The 21,268-nt window shown below is 47.9% G+C and carries 14 protein-coding genes, 10 tRNA genes and 3 rRNA genes; 26 read left to right on the forward strand and 1 reads right to left on the reverse strand.

Going from position 1 to position 21,268, the window contains the following annotated elements; genetic code table 11:
• Nucleotides 1-264 precede the first annotated feature (264 nt).
• The 21 genes from MHH50_RS00665 (at nucleotide 265) to MHH50_RS00765 (ending at nucleotide 14,868) form a co-directional block, all read left to right on the forward strand.
• Nucleotides 265-1,822, forward strand: a 16S ribosomal RNA gene (locus MHH50_RS00665).
• A gap of 124 nt (nucleotides 1,823-1,946) precedes the next feature.
• Nucleotides 1,947-2,063 (forward strand): 5S ribosomal RNA (gene rrf, locus MHH50_RS00670).
• A gap of 46 nt (nucleotides 2,064-2,109) precedes the next feature.
• Nucleotides 2,110-2,186 (forward strand) — tRNA-Ile (locus MHH50_RS00675).
• 24 nt (nucleotides 2,187-2,210) lie between these two features.
• Nucleotides 2,211-2,286 (forward strand) — tRNA-Ala (locus MHH50_RS00680).
• Between the two features lie 169 nt (nucleotides 2,287-2,455).
• Nucleotides 2,456-5,381, forward strand: a 23S ribosomal RNA gene (locus tag MHH50_RS00685).
• Together the 16S, 23S and 5S rRNA genes with 10 tRNA genes alongside form the textbook arrangement of a ribosomal RNA operon.
• 82 nt (nucleotides 5,382-5,463) lie before the next feature.
• Nucleotides 5,464-5,555: transfer RNA gene (locus MHH50_RS00690), tRNA-Ser, on the forward strand.
• Between the two features lie 30 nt (nucleotides 5,556-5,585).
• A tRNA-Met gene (locus tag MHH50_RS00695) sits at nucleotides 5,586-5,662 on the forward strand.
• Nucleotides 5,663-5,670: 8 nt separating this feature from the next.
• Nucleotides 5,671-5,746: transfer RNA gene (locus MHH50_RS00700), tRNA-Val, on the forward strand.
• A 32-nt stretch (nucleotides 5,747-5,778) separates the two neighbouring features.
• A tRNA-Thr gene (locus MHH50_RS00705) sits at nucleotides 5,779-5,854 on the forward strand.
• A gap of 14 nt (nucleotides 5,855-5,868) precedes the next feature.
• Nucleotides 5,869-5,946, forward strand: a tRNA-Asp gene (locus MHH50_RS00710).
• Nucleotides 5,947-6,008: 62 nt separating this feature from the next.
• Nucleotides 6,009-6,081, forward strand: a tRNA-Phe gene (locus MHH50_RS00715).
• Between the two features lie 8 nt (nucleotides 6,082-6,089).
• A tRNA-Tyr gene (locus tag MHH50_RS00720) sits at nucleotides 6,090-6,175 on the forward strand.
• A gap of 5 nt (nucleotides 6,176-6,180) precedes the next feature.
• Nucleotides 6,181-6,253, forward strand: a tRNA-Lys gene (locus MHH50_RS00725).
• Nucleotides 6,254-6,402: 149 nt separating this feature from the next.
• The gene (locus MHH50_RS00730; RefSeq protein ID WP_340033843.1) at nucleotides 6,403-7,497 is read left to right on the forward strand and encodes a helix-turn-helix domain-containing protein; all 1,095 of its coding nucleotides are present in this window, start codon (nucleotides 6,403-6,405) and stop codon (nucleotides 7,495-7,497) included.
• Between the two features lie 111 nt (nucleotides 7,498-7,608).
• Nucleotides 7,609-8,730 carry a sn-glycerol-3-phosphate ABC transporter ATP-binding protein UgpC gene (ugpC, locus tag MHH50_RS00735; protein ID WP_076126826.1) on the forward strand — a complete coding sequence of 374 codons (1,122 nt, stop codon included), beginning with the start codon at nucleotides 7,609-7,611 and terminating at the stop codon, nucleotides 8,728-8,730.
• Nucleotides 8,731-8,940: 210 nt separating this feature from the next.
• Nucleotides 8,941-9,879, forward strand: coding sequence for an HPr(Ser) kinase/phosphatase (gene hprK / locus MHH50_RS00740; protein ID WP_036687047.1), 939 nt, complete (start codon nucleotides 8,941-8,943; stop codon nucleotides 9,877-9,879).
• A gap of 12 nt (nucleotides 9,880-9,891) precedes the next feature.
• Nucleotides 9,892-10,923: a prolipoprotein diacylglyceryl transferase gene (gene lgt, locus MHH50_RS00745; RefSeq protein WP_076126827.1), complete on the forward strand. Its 1,032-nt coding sequence runs from the start codon at nucleotides 9,892-9,894 to the stop codon at nucleotides 10,921-10,923.
• Nucleotides 10,924-10,928: 5 nt separating this feature from the next.
• The gene (gene ppaX / locus MHH50_RS00750; RefSeq protein WP_076126829.1) at nucleotides 10,929-11,585 is read left to right on the forward strand and encodes a pyrophosphatase PpaX; all 657 of its coding nucleotides are present in this window, start codon (nucleotides 10,929-10,931) and stop codon (nucleotides 11,583-11,585) included.
• A complete protein-coding gene (locus MHH50_RS00755) occupies nucleotides 11,582-12,091 on the forward strand; it encodes an acyltransferase (RefSeq protein WP_170914218.1) in 510 nt (169 codons plus the stop codon). Before ppaX ends, MHH50_RS00755 begins: the two co-directional genes overlap by 4 nt.
• A gap of 299 nt (nucleotides 12,092-12,390) precedes the next feature.
• Complete coding sequence (locus MHH50_RS00760) at nucleotides 12,391-13,599, forward strand: acyltransferase (RefSeq protein WP_076186883.1); 1,209 nt, start codon at nucleotides 12,391-12,393, stop codon at nucleotides 13,597-13,599.
• A gap of 111 nt (nucleotides 13,600-13,710) precedes the next feature.
• Entirely contained in the window at nucleotides 13,711-14,868 is a 1,158-nt protein-coding gene (locus MHH50_RS00765; RefSeq protein WP_340033844.1) for an acyltransferase, read from the forward strand.
• Nucleotides 14,869-14,938: 70 nt separating this feature from the next.
• On the opposite strand, the gene gntK is transcribed toward MHH50_RS00765, so the two are convergent.
• Entirely contained in the window at nucleotides 14,939-16,468 is a 1,530-nt protein-coding gene (gene gntK / locus MHH50_RS00770) for a gluconokinase (protein WP_076186889.1), read from the reverse strand.
• Between the two features lie 280 nt (nucleotides 16,469-16,748).
• Here gntK and MHH50_RS00775 point away from each other — a divergent pair, with 280 nt between their 5' ends.
• From MHH50_RS00775 to hisH, 5 genes are all read left to right on the forward strand, one after another.
• Nucleotides 16,749-17,966, forward strand: a complete 1,218-nt coding sequence (locus MHH50_RS00775) for an ATP phosphoribosyltransferase regulatory subunit (protein ID WP_076280349.1) — start codon at nucleotides 16,749-16,751, stop codon at nucleotides 17,964-17,966.
• Between the two features lie 69 nt (nucleotides 17,967-18,035).
• Entirely contained in the window at nucleotides 18,036-18,674 is a 639-nt protein-coding gene (gene hisG / locus MHH50_RS00780) for an ATP phosphoribosyltransferase (RefSeq protein WP_036687062.1), read from the forward strand.
• Between the two features lie 38 nt (nucleotides 18,675-18,712).
• The gene (gene hisD, locus MHH50_RS00785; protein ID WP_340033845.1) at nucleotides 18,713-20,023 is read left to right on the forward strand and encodes a histidinol dehydrogenase; all 1,311 of its coding nucleotides are present in this window, start codon (nucleotides 18,713-18,715) and stop codon (nucleotides 20,021-20,023) included.
• Nucleotides 20,010-20,618 carry an imidazoleglycerol-phosphate dehydratase HisB gene (hisB, locus tag MHH50_RS00790; RefSeq protein ID WP_036687073.1) on the forward strand — a complete coding sequence of 203 codons (609 nt, stop codon included), beginning with the start codon at nucleotides 20,010-20,012 and terminating at the stop codon, nucleotides 20,616-20,618. Before hisD ends, hisB begins: the two co-directional genes overlap by 14 nt.
• Nucleotide 20,619: 1 nt before the next feature.
• On the forward strand, nucleotides 20,620-21,243 hold the full coding sequence (gene hisH, locus MHH50_RS00795) for an imidazole glycerol phosphate synthase subunit HisH (protein ID WP_340033846.1): 624 nt from the start codon (nucleotides 20,620-20,622) through the stop codon (nucleotides 21,241-21,243).
• Nucleotides 21,244-21,268 lie beyond the last annotated feature (25 nt).

Consider the following 21,268-nt stretch of genomic DNA (forward strand, 5'->3'; position numbering starts at 1 on the left):
TCGCCCGTTTGGACAAGCTGTTGATTAACAACTTGCTGAAATGGTCAAGCGAAAAAAGAAATTAAAAAAATGCTTGACGAAAACAAAGGCGCTGTGATATATTATAAAGGTCGCTGCTGACAAGCAACGACGACGAAAGATGAGACATTGATCTTTGAAAACTGAACAACGAGTGAGTAGGAAATCACGTAAGTGAAATCCAAAATTAGAGAATTAATTTTCTCGTCAGATGTTTCAAAATGAGCATATCGCTCTTTTCAATACTAATTGGAGAGTTTGATCCTGGCTCAGGACGAACGCTGGCGGCGTGCCTAATACATGCAAGTCGAGCGGAGTCATTTTGAAAGCTTGCTTTCAAAATGACTTAGCGGCGGACGGGTGAGTAACACGTAGGCAACCTGCCCTTCAGACTGGGATAACTACCGGAAACGGTAGCTAATACCGGATAATTTCTTTTTTCTCCTGAGAGAAGAATGAAAGACGGAGCAATCTGTCACTGAGGGATGGGCCTGCGGCGCATTAGCTAGTTGGTGGGGTAACGGCCCACCAAGGCGACGATGCGTAGCCGACCTGAGAGGGTGAACGGCCACACTGGGACTGAGACACGGCCCAGACTCCTACGGGAGGCAGCAGTAGGGAATCTTCCGCAATGGGCGAAAGCCTGACGGAGCAACGCCGCGTGAGTGATGAAGGTTTTCGGATCGTAAAGCTCTGTTGCCAGGGAAGAACGTCCGGTAGAGTAACTGCTACCGGAGTGACGGTACCTGAGAAGAAAGCCCCGGCTAACTACGTGCCAGCAGCCGCGGTAATACGTAGGGGGCAAGCGTTGTCCGGAATTATTGGGCGTAAAGCGCGCGCAGGCGGCTATTTAAGTCTGGTGTTTAAACCTTGGGCTCAACCTGAGGTCGCACTGGAAACTGGGTGGCTTGAGTACAGAAGAGGAAAGTGGAATTCCACGTGTAGCGGTGAAATGCGTAGATATGTGGAGGAACACCAGTGGCGAAGGCGACTTTCTGGGCTGTAACTGACGCTGAGGCGCGAAAGCGTGGGGAGCAAACAGGATTAGATACCCTGGTAGTCCACGCCGTAAACGATGAGTGCTAGGTGTTAGGGGTTTCGATACCCTTGGTGCCGAAGTTAACACAGTAAGCACTCCGCCTGGGGAGTACGGTCGCAAGACTGAAACTCAAAGGAATTGACGGGGACCCGCACAAGCAGTGGAGTATGTGGTTTAATTCGAAGCAACGCGAAGAACCTTACCAGGTCTTGACATCCCTCTGAATCTGCTAGAGATAGCAGCGGCCTTCGGGACAGAGGAGACAGGTGGTGCATGGTTGTCGTCAGCTCGTGTCGTGAGATGTTGGGTTAAGTCCCGCAACGAGCGCAACCCTTAACTTTAGTTGCCAGCAAGTAATGTTGGGCACTCTAGAGTGACTGCCGGTGACAAACCGGAGGAAGGTGGGGATGACGTCAAATCATCATGCCCCTTATGACCTGGGCTACACACGTACTACAATGGCCGGTACAACGGGAAGCGAAGCCGCGAGGTGGAGCCAATCCCATCAAAGCCGGTCTCAGTTCGGATTGCAGGCTGCAACTCGCCTGCATGAAGTCGGAATTGCTAGTAATCGCGGATCAGCATGCCGCGGTGAATACGTTCCCGGGTCTTGTACACACCGCCCGTCACACCACGAGAGTTTACAACACCCGAAGTCGGTGGGGTAACCCGCAAGGGAGCCAGCCGCCGAAGGTGGGGTAGATGATTGGGGTGAAGTCGTAACAAGGTAGCCGTATCGGAAGGTGCGGCTGGATCACCTCCTTTCTATGGAGAATCGTTCTCTGCAATGAGGACATTCAAATCGGAAGCTCAGCTTCCACAATAGAACCTTCGGGTTCGAACACTCACTCGTGTTCAGTTTTGAAAGAGCAAGTCTCTTTCGTATGCGTTTGGTGGCGATAGCGGAGGGGTTCCACACGTACCCATCCCGAACACGACCGTTAAGCCCTCCAGCGCCGATGGTACTTGGACCGAAGGGTCCTGGGAGAGTAGGACGTTGCCAAGCGGACAACCAATTCATTGGTTGATTCACAATGTTATATATGTTATATGGGCTTTTAGCTCAGTTGGTTAGAGCGCACCTCTGATAAGGGTGAGGTCGGTGGTTCGAGTCCACCAAGGCCCACCATATAACATTATAGAGTAATTTTATGGGGCCATAGCTCAGCTGGGAGAGCGCCTGCCTTGCAAGCAGGAGGTCAGCGGTTCGATCCCGCTTGGCTCCACCATAAATTTTTAAATGAATAACTTTTTCAACTTGATCCTTGAAAACTGGATACCGAAACGAATTTGCGTTTTAGAACATCTTTTAGCAACTTGTGTAAACAAGTAAATGTTATTAGTGAGATGATTCCAAAGAGAATGTCATCGTATGATATTTTCCTGCGGAAAAATCAAGGTTAAGCTAATAAGAGCACACGGAGGATGCCTAGGCGCCAGGAGCCGACGAAGGACGTGGCGAACAACGAAACTGCCTCGGGGAGCTGTAAGCAAGCTTTGATCCGGGGGTGTCCGAATGGGGAAACCCAGCTGTGGTAATTCGCAGTTACTCATTTCTGAATACATAGGAAATGTAGAGGCAGACCAGGGGAACTGAAACATCTAAGTACCCTGAGGAAGAGAAAACAATAGTGATTCCGTCAGTAGCGGCGAGCGAACGCGGAACAGCCTAAACCTAAGAGCTTGCTCTTAGGGGTTGTGGGACGTCTCACATGGAGTTACAAAGGAATATGGTAGGTGAAGAGGTCTGGAAAGGCCCGCGATAGAGGTAAAAGCCCTGTAACCTAAACTGTATTCTCTCCGAGACGGATCCCGAGTAGTGCGGGGCACGTGAAACCCCGTATGAATCCAGCAGGACCATCTGCTAAGGCTAAATACTACCTGGCGACCGATAGTGAAACAGTACCGTGAGGGAAAGGTGAAAAGCACCCCGGAAGGGGAGTGAAATAGAACCTGAAACCGTGTGCTTACAAAAAGTCAGAGCCCTATTAATGGGTGATGGCGTGCCTTTTGTAGAATGAACCGGCGAGTTACGTTTAACATGCAAGGTTAAGCCGAGAAGGTGGAGCCGCAGCGAAAGCGAGTCTGAATAGGGCGAATTAGTATGTGGACGTAGACCCGAAACCGTGTGATCTACCCCTGTCCAGGGTGAAGGTGCGGTAACACGCACTGGAGGCCCGAACCCACGTACGTTGAAAAGTGCGGGGATGAGGTGGGGGTAGCGGAGAAATTCCAATCGAACTCGGAGATAGCTGGTTCTCCCCGAAATAGCTTTAGGGCTAGCCTCGGTATAAGAGTAGTGGAGGTAGAGCACTGATTGGGTGCGGGGTCCGCAAGGATTACCAAGCTCAGTCAAACTCCGAATGCCATATACTTATTGCCGGGAGTCAGACAGTGAGTGCTAAGATCCATTGTCAAAAGGGAAACAGCCCAGACCATCAGCTAAGGTCCCCAAGTGTGTGTTAAGTGGGAAAGGATGTGGAGTTGCACAGACAACCAGGATGTTGGCTTAGAAGCAGCCACCATTGAAAGAGTGCGTAATAGCTCACTGGTCGAGTGACTCTGCGCCGAAAATGTAACGGGGCTAAACACACCACCGAAGCTATGGCTAGATGCTTTGCATCTGGGGTAGGGGAGCGTTGTGTAGGGGTTGAAGGTGTACTGAAAAGAGCGCTGGACACTACACAAGTGAGAATGCCGGTATGAGTAACGAAAAGATCAGTGAGAATCTGATCCGCCGAAAGCCCAAGGTTTCCTGAGGAAGGCTCGTCCGCTCAGGGTAAGTCGGGACCTAAGGCGAGGCCGAAAGGCGTAGTCGAAGGACAACAGTTTGAAATTACTGTACCACCGTAATCCGCTATGAGCGATGGGGTGACGCAGGAGGGTAGTGACGCGGACTGATGGATGTCCGTCTAAGCAGTGAGGCTGATGTGTAGGCAAATCCGCACATCGATAAGGCTGGGCTGTGATGGGGAGCGAAAATTATAGTAGCGAAGGTCATGATCTCACACTGCCAAGAAAAGCCTCTAGCCAGGAGAAGGTGCCCGTACCGCAAACCGACACAGGTAGGCGAGAAGAGAATTCTAAGGCGCGCGGAAGAACTCTCGTTAAGGAACTCGGCAAAATGACCCCGTAACTTCGGGAGAAGGGGTGCCCCGGTAGTGTGAATAGCACGAGGGGGCCGCAGTGAAAAGGCCCAAGCGACTGTTTAGCAAAAACACAGGTCTGTGCGAAGCCGCAAGGCGAAGTATACGGGCTGACGCCTGCCCGGTGCTGGAAGGTTAAGGGGAGTGGTTAGGGGTAACCCGAAGCTATGAACCGAAGCCCCAGTAAACGGCGGCCGTAACTATAACGGTCCTAAGGTAGCGAAATTCCTTGTCAGGTAAATTCTGACCCGCACGAATGGCGTAACGACTTGGGCGCTGTCTCAACGAGAGATCCGGTGAAATTTTAATACCTGTGAAGATGCAGGTTACCCGCGACAAGACGGAAAGACCCCATGGAGCTTTACTGCAGCTTGATATTGAATTTGGGTACGATCTGTACAGGATAGGTGGGAGCCGTAGAAATCGGAGCGCAAGCTTCGGTGGAGGCGCCGTTGGGATACCACCCTGATCGTATCTAGGTTCTAACCTAGTGCCCTTATCGGGTACGGGGACCGTGTCAGGCGGGCAGTTTGACTGGGGCGGTCGCCTCCTAAAGAGTAACGGAGGCGTTCCAAGGTTCCCTCAGAATGGTTGGAAATCATTCGCAGAGTGCAAAGGCATAAGGGAGCTTGACTGCGAGACCTACAAGTCGAGCAGGGACGAAAGTCGGACTTAGTGATCCGGTGGTACCGCATGGAAGGGCCATCGCTCAACGGATAAAAGCTACCCTGGGGATAACAGGCTTATCTCCCCCAAGAGTCCACATCGACGGGGAGGTTTGGCACCTCGATGTCGGCTCATCGCATCCTGGGGCTGAAGTAGGTCCCAAGGGTTGGGCTGTTCGCCCATTAAAGCGGTACGCGAGCTGGGTTCAGAACGTCGTGAGACAGTTCGGTCCCTATCTGTCGTGGGCGCAGGAAATTTGAGAGGAGCTGTCCTTAGTACGAGAGGACCGGGATGGACGTACCGCTGGTGCACCAGTTGTTCCGCCAGGAGCATGGCTGGGTAGCTACGTACGGACGGGATAAGCGCTGAAAGCATCTAAGCGTGAAGCCCCCCTCAAGATGAGATTTCCCAATTAGTAAGACCCCTTGAAGACGACGAGGTAGATAGGTTGGAGGTGGAAGTGCAGCAATGCATGGAGCTGACCAATACTAATCGGTCGAGGGCTTATCCTATACTTAAAATGCAGATTTGTTTCGGATTCAGTTTTCAGGGAGTCAAATTCCTGTTTGGATTGCTGTGGTACTGATATCGTTTGGAGAGATACCCAAGTGGCTATAAGGGGACCCTCTGCTAAGGGGTTAGACTGCGTAAGCGGTGCGTGGGTTCGAATCCCACTCTCTCCGCCATTTTCAATCCATAGCAATACTAATTATTGTGGCGGTGTAGCTCAGCTGGCTAGAGCGTACGGTTCATACCCGTGAGGTCGGGGGTTCGATCCCCTTCGCCGCTACCATAATACCTGGAGGCTTAGCTCAGCTGGGAGAGCATCTGCCTTACAAGCAGAGGGTCGGGGGTTCGATCCCCTCAGCCTCCACCATTTTCATCTTTTTAGAATTTCTTTTACACCGTGCCGGTGTAGCTCAACTGGTAGAGCAACTGACTTGTAATCAGTAGGTTGGGGGTTCAAGTCCTCTCGCCGGCACCATTTTTAATTAATGCGGAACCGTGGTGTAGTTGGCCTAACATGCCTGCCTGTCACGCAGGAGACCGCGGGTTCGAATCCCGTCGGTTCCGCCATTTTTTCCACAAAATGAGTGGGAAGTGTAAGACTTTTCCGCTTAATTGTCATGTAATCTTATGGCTCGGTAGCTCAGTCGGTAGAGCAGAGGACTGAAAATCCTCGTGTCGGCGGTTCGATTCCGTCCCGAGCCACCTTTTTTGGGGGATTAGCGAAGTGGCCAAACGCATCAGACTGTAAATCTGCTCACGTACGTGTTCGGTGGTTCGAATCCATCATCCCCCACCATTTATGAGCCATTAGCTCAGTTGGTAGAGCACCTGACTTTTAATCAGGGTGTCGAAGGTTCGAGTCCTTCATGGCTCATCCCAAACAGAAAGTCATCACCTTAGGGTGGTGGCTTTTTTTGTGTTTTTATGTCGTATTATAGTAGCGCGCTGCTGTAGTGATTAACATAATATTAGAGAATATGCTAAAATAGGCGAAAAGAGCAAAAGTGGTGGAGTATGGTGACTATGGATAGCGAAACATTGCGGAAAAAGTTAGAGCAGCTCACCGGAAAGAAAACCGGAATCAAGCAGTTAGGTAGGCAACATTCAGCTTCTCTTTTTAGTATGGGATTGGAAGCACAGGAACAGCCGGTAATCCATGAGGGTCATCTTTGGGCACCATTATATGAGACTGATGGACGTGTAACCGCTGTCTGGGTGGAATTGGATGGACTTAACTCTTTGGAAATACAATTAGTGAATTATGCAGTTCGAAACTTTGCAATTGCACTAAAAGCTACTGGGGTTAGAGAAGAAGGGGAAGCGGAGGCTCGGCAGCTGGGTATCTGGTTGAACACCGAACTGGAGCAAGAGAAAAATGACTCTGAGATACCCGATGAGATGGCTCTAAAGGGACGTTTATTCGGAGATATGGTTCCATTCCTACTTAGCAGTGAGAATGCACATAGCCCGCAGATCACTTATCGTTCCTTAATGAAGCTGCTGCGCAGCTATTTTGAGAATGAAATTCTGCTTATACCTCTTCAAGAAAAAGAATGGTTAATATTGGCCCGGAAGGAACTACTCACGGGCGGAGATGATAAGGATGAGGAAGAAGAGAGTGTAGATGAAATTCTGGCTCAGACCAGTATGGGCTTACACGAACTGATAGCCAGCGAATGGGTAGGTGTATTCCATTTGGCTGTAGCTCCGGCTATCGTTCCTGTTAAGGGATTGACGGGATCCGTGGCCTTGCTGAGGGAGACTATTGTACTCGGACGTATTTTCCAAGTGGGTGAATATATTCATTTACCTTGGGAGCTGCATTTGGAACGTTTGGTTAACAGCATTCCTGATGCACGGCGTAAACAGTTACTTGGACAGATTGGCGACTATTCTACCGTACTATCGGATAAAGAGATGCTGATGACCCTGGAGACGTTTTTTGAGATGGATTGTAATGTAAGTGAAACAGCCAAGAAGCTATATATTCATCGCAACACGCTTTTATACCGTCTGGACAAGATAAAACAGGAGACGGGTGCCGATGTGCGTAGCTTTGGGGACGCTGCTATTGTGAAGCTTACTATGCTTTTGTATAAAGTGACGAAAAGGAAATAGGTTTTTTGTGAACGTTACAAATAGCCACCGTGTCCCGTCTAGGGTAATATAAATGTACAAGGAAAAAAGAATTTTTCAATTAATCAATAATTAACTCGAGGGGGAAATACAATGGCAGGCGTACGTTTAGAGCATATTTTCAAAAAATACCCGGGTTCAGATAAAGCAACAGTAATGGATATCAATCTTGATATTAAAGATAAGGAATTTCTAGTATTGGTTGGACCATCCGGTTGCGGTAAATCCACAACTTTGCGTATGATCGCTGGTCTGGAAGAAATCTCCGAAGGTAAAATGTACATTGGCGATCGTGTAGTCAACGACGTTGCACCTAAAGACCGCGATATCGCGATGGTATTCCAATCCTACGCCCTGTATCCGCATATGAGCGTATACCAAAACATGGCTTTCGGTTTGAAACTTCGTAAAGTGAAGAAAGATGAAATCGACAAGAAAGTACGTGAAGCTGCTAGAATTCTCGATATCGAGCATTTGCTAGATCGTAAACCAAAAGCACTTTCCGGTGGTCAACGCCAACGTGTCGCTTTGGGACGCGCTATCGTACGTGATCCACAAGTCTTCTTGATGGATGAGCCTCTTTCCAACTTGGATGCTAAACTTCGTGGTCAAATGCGCGCTGAAATCACTAAACTGGTTAAACGCCTTGAAACCACTTGTATCTACGTAACGCATGACCAAACAGAAGCTATGACAATGGGTGACCGTATCGTAGTTATGTATGATGGTATCATTCAACAAGCTGCTTCCCCTGAAGAGTTGTACAATGAACCAACTAACCTGTTCGTAGCTGGATTTATCGGATCCCCTACAATGAACTTTATCAATGGTACTTTGTCCGAAGCAAACGGTTCTATCCGTTTCCGCGCAGAGAACCTTGATGTTGAAGTACCAGGCGGAAAAGCTCAAATCATCCGCAGCAAAGGCTACATTGGCAAAGAAGTAATTATGGGCGTTCGTCCAGAAGATATCCATGAAGAGCCAGTATTCTTGGAAGCTTCCCCGAACACAATCTTTACTTCATTGGTTGATGTAACTGAAAACCTTGGTCACGAAATGCTCCTTTACTTGAGCGGCCTTGGTAAATCTACTGTAATCGCTCGTGTAGATGGACGTTCCACTACTCGCGAAGGCAGCAAGCCAAAATTGGCTATCGATATGAACAAAGTTCACTTCTTCGATAAAGAATCCGAAGTTAACATTCTGTTGGGATAAGATCGCAGGATCTTTTCTCTCTTGATAAAGCCACCCGAAAGGGTGGCTTTATTGTTTAATTAGGGTCGTAATGGATAGGCGTTAAGATTGCATTCACAAGCGTTATCAATTAAGATAGCAGGAGAATTACCTCCGGAATTGTAATGAGATCGCTGTCAACCGGACGCAGTAAGCGGACATATACCGCAGGTGACGAAAGGACGAATTTACATGGCTAAGAAAGTAAAAGTATCTGAATTGGTACAACATTTTCAATTAGAGGTTATTTCCGGCCAGGAAGGTCTAAAACGACCTATTACGGTCGATGACCTGAATCGCCCTGGACTAGAGATTGCTGGTTATTTCGAATATTATCCGGAAGAACGTGTTCAATTATTAGGTAAGACAGAACTCGCATTCTTCTCCATGCTGCCTGAAGCTGAACGTAAAAGTAGGCTTCGTGGAATCTGTAATGACAATACCCCTTGTATCGTAATTACCCGTAGTTTGGATGTGCCACAGGAGTTAATTGATATAAGTAATGAAAAGGGACTTCCTGTGCTTCGTAGCTCGATGGCTACGACTATTTTCTCCAGCCGTTTGACGAGCTTCTTAGAAGGGAGATTAGCCCCTACAGCAACGATTCATGGTGTACTCTGTGATGTATATGGTGTAGGTATGCTGATTACTGGTAGTAGTGGTATTGGTAAGAGTGAGACAGCCCTTGAACTTGTAAAACGTGGACATAGACTGATCGCTGATGATGCCGTGGAAATCCGCCAGACTTCAGATAACCAGCTGCATGGTACAGCCCCTGAGTTGATCCGTCACTTGTTGGAAATTCGCGGAGTAGGTATCATTAACGTAATGACACTTTTTGGTGCGGGTGCTATCCGTAATCATAAACGGATTACACTTGTCGTTAGATTAGAGGCTTGGCAGCAAGACAAGCAGTATGACCGGCTTGGACTTGATGAGGAAACAACGCGGATTATTGATACCGATGTTCCACTTGTAACCATTCCTGTACGTCCAGGACGTAACCTTGCCGTTATTATTGAGGTTGCTGCGATGAACTATCGCCTGAAGCAAATGGGCTTTAATGCAGCCCTGCAGTTTACGAATAAGTTAACTGCGACCATATCTGAGGATATGGACGATCTCGATTAGGAGTGTGAGACAATGTTCCCATTAGCAATAGATCCTATTGTATTCTCAATTGGATCACTGCCTGTACACTGGTACGGGTTAATACTAGGGGTCGGTGCACTCGCGGGATTATTTCTTGCGATCCGCGAGGGCAAACGGTTCGGAATCCCGCAAGAATTCTTTATGGATATGCTGCTACTGGGTGTACCCTCGGCAATTATAGGGGCACGGATTTATTTTGTAGCTTTTAAATGGGACGATTATAAGCATAATCTGATAGACGTCTTTAAGATCTGGAATGGCGGCATCGCCATTTACGGCGCATTAATAGGAGCGATTATTTGCGGAATTATTTATTTCCGTTATAAGGGTTACCCTTTTTGGCGTATTGTTGATATTTGTGCACCTGGACTACTGGCGGGTCAAATGATTGGCCGCTGGGGAAACTTTGTCAACCAAGAGGCATACGGCAGCGTAGTTGAGGAATCTTTTTTACGGGATAAACTGCATTTACCTGACTTCATCGTTAATCAAATGTACATAGGAGATGCTTTTCATCATCCGACCTTCCTGTATGAATCTCTTTGGAGCTTACTAGGGATTGCGTTATTGATGGTTCTCCGTCGTCAGAAGTTTGTACGTGCTGGAGAAATCTTCATGTCTTACTTTATATGGTATTCCATCGGTCGGTTCTTCATCGAGGCTGTGCGTACTGACAGTTTAGCTTTTAACGGAAGTGCAGGACTGGCTTCGTTTATAAACGGCTTATGGAGTCCGATGGAATGGTTAGGTTTTGAACAAGGATATCTGGATCCTGCCTATGGTAATATTCGTATTTCTCAGCTGCTTTCTCTACTGATTATTGTGGCAGCTATATTGCTGATCGTTATTCGCAGAGTAACCGGAGAGCCTAAAGCACATTATTCTGACCCTATCGTATGTACTAAACCGATCCAAGCAGATACTGTAGTGCCAGAAAGCGCAGTAAATACACCGCAGAAAACTCGTCAAGGAACACAACCTGAGCAAGGACAGCCAGCGGATGGAGATAAGAAGGAGCAGTAAAACTTATGATAGAATGCGTTCTTTTTGATCTGGATGGAACGATTGTCGATACGAATGAGCTAATCATTAGTTCATTTATGTACGCGCTGAAGGACAATGGTCTGGCTCCACTGACCAGAGAAGAGATAATTCCGCATATGGGAACAACCCTTCAGCAACAGATGAGAGTATTCTCTGGACTAGAGGATGTAAATGGTACGTTAGAAAAGTCCTATCGTTCTTATAATAATGAGCATCATGATGAGTTAGTGCGTTCCTTTCCGCTTGTAAAGGAGACCATTGAGGAGCTCTCGCGTCGTGGGATCAAACTTGGGATTGTAACTACTAAGATCCGTCCAACAACGATCAAGACCCTGGAAAGGTTCGATTTACTTAAGTACATGGATACGATTGTGACTGTGAACGATGTTACTGAACCAAAGCCACATCCGGAGCCCGTACTGACAGCGGTCCACAACCTTGGTGTTGATCCTCGCAAAACCTTAATGATAGGTGACAGTGCAGTTGATATTCAATCAGCCAAAGCTGCCGGTGTATACGCTGCTGGAGTATCTTGGTCTTTGAAGGGCGAGGATACGCTCCGCAAGTATGATCCGGACTTTATCATCCATAACATGAAGGATATTATAGAAATTATGGAGCGAGGAACGAATGAATCGTGAGAAACGTAACCCGTTATCCAGTAGAAGGTCATAACTCACTTTGGTATATTTACCGTACGGTCAGCCCTTGGAAGGGTGTCCGCAACTTTATTTTTATTCAGATTGCCCGCTATTGTCCGATTCTACCGTTAAAGAATTGGATCTATCGACGGATGCTGGGGATGAAGGTTGGTAAACACACAGCTTTTGGTCTTATGGCAATGGTGGATGTGTTTTTTCCGGAGAAAATAACGGTAGGTGAGAATTCTATTATTGGTTATAACACGACGATTCTGGCGCATGAGTATCTGATCAAGGAATATCGTCTGGGCGAAGTGGTGATCGGTGAAAATGTATTGATCGGCGCGAATACAACGATTCTTCCCGGTGTAACCATTGGAGATTGGGCAGTTATAGCTGCTGGCTCCGTGGTGCACAAAAATGTGGCGGCTGGCTCTTTTGTCGGAGGCAATCCTCTGCGAGAGCTGCGCCCCTCTTCAACGGAAGAACATGCGGAACAAGTGTAAACGATGCTTTTTTAACCCTGCAGTTACATATTGCGTTTTTTTAGCGCAGGTTCTGCAGGGTTTCTTGCGTCTTAGAGAAGATTATTAAGGAAACTTTAAGTTCTTCTTAAGTTTTTAGAACAGATACATTCGATATAATTAGCGTTAGTGATAAGGATAAGGCGAATCCCACGCTAGGCATTCAGCTTCAAATATCAGAATGTAAAATCAGCAGGTGCAGGCTTCCTGGTATTTTCAGTTTCCACATTCCGCTTAGCGTCTCTATGAACAACCATCATAGTAGAGAAGAGGAATATAATATGAACACTGCGAGACAGGAAAGGCTGCCCCAGCTGGATATTTTCAGAGCATTAGCGATCTTAGGCGTATTGCATGTGCATTCCTCATCTTTTGCCGCTGGAGAGCAGGCACTGCATTCCCCTTATTATTACTGGCTGAATTGGATCAACATTTTCTTTAAATTCGGTACGCCCTCATTTATTTTTCTGAGCAGCTTTGTATTGTTTTATAATTATTATGGGCGTCCTGTGACACGCAGCTTGATTATTAATTTCTACCGTCGTCGATTAAAGTATATTTTATTACCTTATCTGCTAGCCTCTATGGGCTATTACGCACTAACCTTATATGTGAACGGACGATTGACCCAGAACCTCGGTGGCAACCTGTACAGCTTTATTAGAGCGTTATTCTCAGGTTCCGCATATGCGCATTTGTATTTTGTATTTATCAGCATTCAGTTTTATTTGCTTTTTCCAGTACTGCTTAAGCTACTCCAGAGTTCCCGCTTTTTAATTAAATGGGCGGTTCCGCTCGGATTGGCACTTCAGTGGGGGTTTATTTTCTGGAATAAATACGAACTGCACATTGTTGAAAAAGGGAGCCTGGCGATCTCTTATCTGGCTTATTATATGATGGGTGCTTATATCGCAATTCACTTTGAGAAGGTGAAGACTTGGCTGATGAAGCCATGGAGGGAGCTAACTGCCAGGCAAAAAGGATGGACTGCCCTGTTAGTGAGCGGGTGGTTAATTGCAGCCTTTATCCATGTGCAGCTATGGTATGTGGCCCGCCATTTTGGGGTGTGGACGGATTCGCTGTGGTACGAGCTATTATGGAATGTCCATACGATGTTATCAGCATTGGTTCTGTTGTATGCTACATTCCTGATCTATCGTAAGGCCTCTCGCGGGATTGTTGCTTTTTTAACACGTTTGGGTGAACTCTCATTTGCGATATATTTGATTCATCCGCTATTGCTGGCGGTATATCGCAGGTTCCGATATCAGATTCCCCTAGAGTCGCTAACATATGTTTTGTTCATCTACGGAGGGCTTGTGGTCGCACTGGGAGGGAGCTGGCTTATTGTGCAGTTTGCTTTCCGGCGAGTTCCGGGTTCATGGATTATTTTTGGAAGCGTGCCTCGCTCTTTGGAATCCAGTCCGCAGGAAAAGTCAGGTTATATCCCTGAGGAACGGGCAAAGGGGTTCGTGCAGCAGGAGAAATAGCGTTAGAAGAAGGTCTGATACACGCACACGCTTAAACGTGGGGAAGTAGCCTTCATAATATTTGATTAAAAAGGCATCACTTCGATGCGGAGCTTAACAGGAGGAAAGATTATGAGACAAAAAGAAAGAATTCCGCAGCTGGATATTTTTCGGGCGATTGCTATTTTTGCAGTGCTGGCTATTCATGCTACTTCACGAACGTTGGCGGAGACACTAGGTACAAACATGTTTCATCCGTTCTTATTTATTAATAAATTCAGCCAGTTCGCCGTACCTTCATTCATATTTTTGAGTGGGTTCGTGCTCTTCTATAACTATATTGACCGTCCGCTGGGTGGCAAAACGCTAGGAAAGTTCTACACTAGAAGGCTGCTTTATATTATTGTGCCTTATGTAGTATTTTCACTGCTGTATTTTGCGTTAAAAATGAATGCCGGGAATACTTGGGGCTTACCTCCGGGGGAGATGGCTTCTAAGCTATGGAAGTATTTATGGACAGGAACGGCATATACGCATCTGTATTATATTATTATCATTATTCAGTTTTACGTGTTATTTCCGCTCATTTTGTGGTGTTTGCAAAAGGTTCGTCATCTGGCGGCTTGGGCGCCGCTGATCGGGTTATTACTACAGTGGGGTTTTGTGCTGCTGAATAAATACATGACCAATCACGGGTATTGGCAGTTATCCAAGGGGAGTCTGGCGATCACTTATTTCTCGTATTTCCTGCTGGGTGCTGGGATTGCAGTGTATTACTCTTCTTTGAAAAAATGGTTAGTGCCTTCACGTGAAGGCTGGCGCGCCGGTAAAGGTCCGGTTTGGATTACGTTGTGGTTGTTATGGATTGTAGCAGGGGTTGTTCATGTTGAGCTATGGTTTAATAATTACACGAAAAAAACTGTCATCAACAGCTTATGGTATGAGGGTTTCTCTAATCTACATGCGCTGCTCTCTTGTGTGGTGCTGTTGCAAATCTCCTTCTTGCTCTATGGAGCGGGTCGTAGCTTGCTGACAAGACTTTTGGTATCCGTAGGAGCATGCTCCTTCGGGATTTATTTATTGCACCCTATGCTGCTGTATTTCTATAGAAAATTACCGTTTCACGGGGGTTCTCTTGCGTACATCGCAGCGATTGTAGGAGGATGGCTTGTTGCGCTGCTGGTTTCATGGCTGGCAGTGGCTCTCGTCTTCCGGTATGTGCCTGCGTCTTGGATTATTTTCGGATCAGGCGCACAAAAGAAAGCAAAAACAGGCTCCGTAAGCGCATAGTCTACTGCTAGGTAAAATAAAAGCGCCGGTCTCCCGTATATGCGGGTTGACCGGCGCTTTTATTTTTTGTCTATTCTCCAGCTTGTTCCCGCTGAAACTCCGCAATAGCTTGATACTGGCTTTCCAGACTACGGTAGACGGAAATATAAATCGGCAGCAGCTGCTTGTACACTTTGGTATGTTCATCAATCGGATCATGCTGGTAAGTTGAACCGATCATGTCGAATACAACATCGAAGGAGTCCACGCGGCCCGTTGCGTAAAGACCAAGCACTACTGCTCCGAGGCAGGAGCTTTCAATACTCTCCGGAATGATGACCTCTTGATCAAAAATATCAGACATCATCTGCCGCCAGACTGAGGAACGGGCGAAGCCGCCTGTAGCCAGAATTTTGCTAGGACGCCCGATTTGCTCTTCCATAGCCAGCAGAACCATATACATATTGAAGATTACGCCTTCTAGTACCGAGCGAATCATATGCTCCTTATGGTGATTCATAGAAAGGCCGAAGAAGGAGCCACGAGCATCAGGATTCCACAGCGGTGCCCGTTCACCAGTTAAGTAAGGATGGAATAGAAGACCACCGCTACCTGCCGGAACTTGTTCCGCGATGCGCGTTAGAACCTCGTAAGGGTCAATGCCAAGACGTTTGGCGGTTTCGACTTCAGAAGCAGCGAACTCATCCCGTACCCAGCGGAACAGCATACCGCCGTTATTAACGGGCCCTCCGATCACCCAATGTTTTGGGGTTAAGTTATAACAGAAGGTCCGTCCTTTAGGGTCGGTAAGCGGGTGATCCACTACGGTGCGAATCGCTCCGCTTGTTCCAATCGTTGCGGCCACTACACCGGGTTTAATCGCGCCTACGCCAAGGTTGGACAAGACGCCATCACTGGCTCCTACGACAAAAGGTGTAGTCGGGAGCAGTAACAGCTCCTCTGCTAGACCGGGAAGCAGGCCTTGCATGATCTCTGTGGTGGGAACAAGCCGTGAGAGTTGATCTGGTGAAATATGGGCTATCTCCAGGGCCTCTTTATCCCACTCCAAAAGTTCAAGGTTGAGCATGCCTGTAGAAGAGGCAATGGAATGATCGATGATGTATTCGCCGAACAGCCGAGCGAATATGTATTCTTTTATAGAAATGAATTTATAGGTTTGTTGAAACAACTGAGGCTGCTCTTCCCGAAGCCACATTAGCTTGGTAATCGGTGACATAGGATGAATAGGCGTTCCTGTGCGCAAATACAACTCATGTCCGTTGAACTCGTTCTTCAGGCGAAGTGCAGATCCGGCACTACGGTTGTCAGCCCAAGTGATGCAGGCAGTAAGTGGTTTACCCAGCTGATCAATTGCAATGACACTGTGCATGGCTGAACTGAAGGAGACGAATAGGATCTTATCTGGAGTTACGGCGCTTTGCCGCATGACATTAGAGAGGGTATGAAAGACTGCACGTAGGATTTGCTCTGGGTCCTGCTCCGCTATAGAAGGGGAGGGTTGATGCAAGGGATAACCCATATTCGCTTGTGCAACTATGGCTCCATTCTCCTCGAAGAGAACTGCCTTTGTACTTGTAGTACCAATATCAACGCCAATCATATAGGATTTAGTCAAGCGTTAGCCCTTCTTTCTAGGTGAAAGTATATTTTTAGAACACCAATTACAAAATTATGAAGTACAATCGTATTAGCTCATTATAGTATTCGATAAGCGGGGAGGCAAAAATAAAGAAAATGCCAAACGCTCGACTAAGGGTTTGATTGACGAAAAAGCAGTGAACATGATACGATATTGAAAATACTTTAATTTGCTACCACTTTACCATAGTAAAGTAAACATAAACAGTATCTAATGATAACTGACGAGGTGAACAATGAAGATGTCCAAACCAAAGGGATTTGAGAAGCCGTCTGGCGTTCGGGACTATCTGCCCCGGGCCGTAACGAAATTGCGCAAAATTGAGAATGATGTACTGCATTGCATGAGTCGCTGGGGATATCAGCAAATGATGACTCCAACGTTGGAATATTACGATACAGTTGGCGTGGCTAGCTCTACGTCGGACCAGAAGCTCTATAAATTACTTAACAATCGTGGTCAGGCTTTGGTGCTTCGATCAGAAATGACTGCCCCGGTTGCCCGTGTTGTTGCCTCTCTATTGAAGGATGAGCCACTGCCATTGCGTCTGTCATATCACGCGAATGTATTCCGTGCCATTGAGGAAGAAGCGGGGCGGGAAGCGGAGTTCTTCCAGACAGGTGTAGAGCTGGTAGGTGATGATTCACCTGAGGCCGATGCGGAGGTAGTGGCGCTTGCTATTTCTTCGCTGCAAGCCGCGGGTGTGAAGTCTTTTAAGATCGCTATGGGGCATGTAGGCTTTCTGAATGGGTTATTTCAAGAGGTACTTCCTGAACTGCCCGAGGCTCAAGAGGAGCTGAAAAGTCATTTGCTGGGCCGTGACTATGTTTCTTTCCGGGAGACTTTACAGCGGCTGGATCTTACAGAAGCGCAGAAGAACGAACTGGATGGGCTGCTGCGTCTGCGCGGAGGCAAGGAGATTTGTGGACAGGCGCTAGAGCTGAGCAATCATCCGCTCGCGCGTCATTCGATTGATCATTTGTGCAAGGTGTGGGAGGTGCTGGTCTCTTACGGCGTATCACAGCATGTACTGATTGATCTGACGATGATCGGGGACTTTTCCTATTATACAGGCATGACTTTTGAAGGTTATGCAGCGGAGTTAGGATTTCCGGTATGCAGTGGTGGTAGATACGACAATCTGCTGCAACAGTTTGGGCGTCCGATCCCATCCACAGGATTTTCCTTAAAAACGAATCGCATCCTGGATGGTGTAACTGGAGTGGTCGAAGAGGAAGAGCTGCCTATTTTGATCCAATATGATGCGATTCGCAGAAGAGAAGGCTTAGAAGAGGCAACACGCCTGCGGTCAGAGGGTCATGCAGTCGTTACTAGACTTGCTGCAGGTCCAGAAGAGCTTGAAACGGTGAAGCGTTTGGATACGGACACGGTTGAAGCAGAGGGTGTACGGTACGGTGAGATCTATACATTCGTATCTTTTGTAAGTGAGCATGGCTGAGGATATCGCTAGTACAAAAAGCGATTAACATAAATTTTGCATGGAGATGGAAAAGGAGGCAACTTAACAATGGCACAGATATTGAAGGTGGCTATGCCAAAAGGCCGGATTTACGAAAAGGCTGCTGAGCTGTTCCGCCAGGCAGGTCTTCCGATTCCACCGGACGGTGAGGCATCACGCAAGCTTGTTATTCCGCTGCCTGAGGCAGGGATGGAGTTTATATTGGCGAAACCAGTAGATGTACCTACATATGTAGAATATGGCGTGGCGGATATTGGGATCGTGGGCAAGGATGTTTTGCTGGAGGAAGATCGTGATGTATACGAGCTGCTTGATCTTGGCATTGCCCGCTGCCGGATGTCGATCATCGGATTGCCGAACTGGCAGCCGGGAATTCAGCAGCGTGTAGCGACGAAATATCCGAATGTAGCTTCAAGGTATTTTAGGGAGCAGGGGCAACAGGTCGAGGTAGTGAAGCTAAATGGATCCATCGAGCTTGCACCACTGATTGGTCTGGCCGATCGTATTGTGGATATGGTAGAGACCGGGCAAACGCTGCGGGACAACGGATTAATCGAAATGAAGAGTATATTCGAAATTACAAGCCGCCTGGTGGCAAATCGTGTGAGCTATCGGATGAAAAATGAAGAGATACAGCAACTGTGTGACCGACTACAGGCAGTTATAGGGCAACCTAATTTGCGGTAGGCGGCAACAGATGTTAGGGGTAAAGGGAGGAACCAGCGATGAAGGTTGTGTCGAGCAAGGACTTTAAGCTAGAGCGGGAAGTGGAGTATGGTACGCCAGAGCAAAATCAGGCGGTAAAGGAAATTGTGGCCGCCATTAAAAAAGAAGGAGACACAGCGCTTCTTCGCTATACGGAGCAATTTGACCGGGTTGCACTTACGCCGAATCAATTGCGGGTAACGCCGGAAGAGCTTCAGGCAGCATATGGCCGAGTAGAGCAATCTTTCGTATCTGCTATTCAAGCAGCTGCAGCCAATATCCGGGCGTTCCATGCCAGACAGAAACGGAATTCATGGATGGATTTGCAGCCGGATGGCACGATTCTGGGGCAGATTATTCGTCCGCTGAAGCGGGTAGGGGTATATGTACCTGGTGGCAAAGCAGCTTATCCCTCTTCGGTGCTGATGAACGTGATCCCAGCACAGATCGCGGGTGTGCCGGAGATCGTCATGGTGACTCCGCCATCCACCGGCGGCAAGGAAGGGATTGACCCTTATATCCTGGTTGCTGCCGCAGAAGCAGGTGTGAATGAAATCTACCGTGTGGGCGGAGCACAGGCGGTAGCTGCTTTGGCTTTTGGTACGGAGAGCATAGCGCCGGTAGATAAAATATGTGGGCCTGGCAACATATACGTTGCGCTGGCTAAACGCGAGGTATATGGCGCCGTGGATATCGACAGTATCGCGGGTCCAAGCGAAATTGTCGTGCTGGCAGATGAGACCGCTGAGCCGGCTTATGTCGCAGCGGATCTGCTCTCGCAGGCCGAGCATGACGAGATGGCCTCGGCGATTCTGGTCACGCCATTGCAGAGCCTGGCGGATAACGTGGCGGCCGAAGTGGAGCGTCAGCTGCAAGAGCTGCCGCGTCAGGCGATCGCCCGTTCTTCGGTAGAGAATTACGGCGCGATCATTGTTGTGGAATCTATGGAGGAAGGGATCTCCGTAGTGAATAGACTGGCACCAGAGCATCTGGAGATTGTTGTCGAAGATCCTATGGGCCTCGTAGGCAGCATTGAGAATGCTGGAGCCATCTTCCTGGGAGCGTATAGCTCCGAGCCCGTGGGTGATTATTTTGCCGGGCCAAATCATATTATCCCAACCAATGGGACCGCACGTTTCTCGTCACCAGTGGATGTGGATGATTTTATTAAAAAATCAAGTCTGATCTATTACAGTAAGGAAGCACTCTTGCGTGATGGGAAGACCATTATAGAGCTGGCACGTCGCGAAGGCTTAGAAGGCCACGCACGAGCCATTGAGATTCGACTCAAGAACGAAGGAAAAGGTGGAGACGGATATGGAGAACAATAACGAACAGGCCCTGCGCCAAGCTGGATTAAGCCGTAAAACAAATGAGACGGATATAAAGTTGTCTCTTAACGTAGATGGAAGTGGAGTTTCAGAGCTGGAGACGGATGTTCCTTTTCTGAATCATATGTTGGATCTGTTCACGAAGCACGGACAATTTGACCTGTCTGTACAGGCGCGTGGAGACATCGAGATTGATGACCACCACACGGTTGAAGACATTGGGATCTGCCTAGGGCAGGCACTGCACGAAGCACTGGGTGATAAAAAAGGAATCAAACGTTATGCGAGTGTTTTTGTACCGATGGATGAGGCGTTGGCGCAGGTTGTGATCGATATCAGCAATCGCCCGCACTTTGAATATCGTGCAACCTATCCTTCACAGCAGGTGGGCAGCTTTTCGACGGAGCTTGTTCAGGAGTTCCTGTGGAAGTTCGCGCTCGAAGCACGGATTACGTTACATGTTATCGTACACTACGGTTCTAACACACACCACATGATTGAGGCTGTATTCAAAGCGCTTGGACGGGCGCTGGATGAGGCAACTTTGATTGATCCCCGTGTGAAGGGTGTGCCTTCTACGAAGGGAGTGCTGTAGGATGACTGTTGCAATCGTCGATTATGGCATGGGCAACCTGCACAGTGTGAGTAAGGCGGTAGAACGTCTCGGTTATGAGTGTGTAGTGACGGGTGATGCCGAGCAAATTCTCGCTGCTGATAGTGTCATTCTGCCAGGTGTCGGTGCATTTGGCGATGCGATGGGGCATTTGCGGGAGAATGGTTTGGATCTTGTCGTCAGACAGGTAGCCGCTGGAGAGCAGCCTCTGCTTGGGATCTGTCTTGGCATGCAGCTGTTGTTTAGCACCGGTGAAGAGCATGGCAGCCATGAGGGGCTAGATATTCTCTCGGGTTCAGTGGTGCGGTTCGCTCCTAGAGATGGCTATAAGGTGCCGCATATGGGGTGGAACAAGCTCAGCTTTAGACAGCCGGAGAATCCGCTTTTTGTTGGCCTTGAGGAGGGGCATGTGTATTTTGTCCACTCTTATCACGCGCTTGTAGCAAAAGAGAGTGATCTGCTGGCTGTCACGGATTATGGTTACCCAGTCACGGCTATTGTCGGGCAAGATAATGTGTTCGGTATGCAGTTCCATCCGGAAAAAAGCGGAGAGCTGGGAATCAAGCTGTTGGGTAATTTTTTGAAGATTAAGAGAGAGCGGGCGTAAGCCACGCTATAAATATAACGGAACG

The organism is Paenibacillus sp. FSL H3-0302 (assembly GCF_037982245.1).
Taxonomy (GTDB): domain Bacteria; phylum Bacillota; class Bacilli; order Paenibacillales; family Paenibacillaceae; genus Paenibacillus_AQ; species Paenibacillus_AQ odorifer.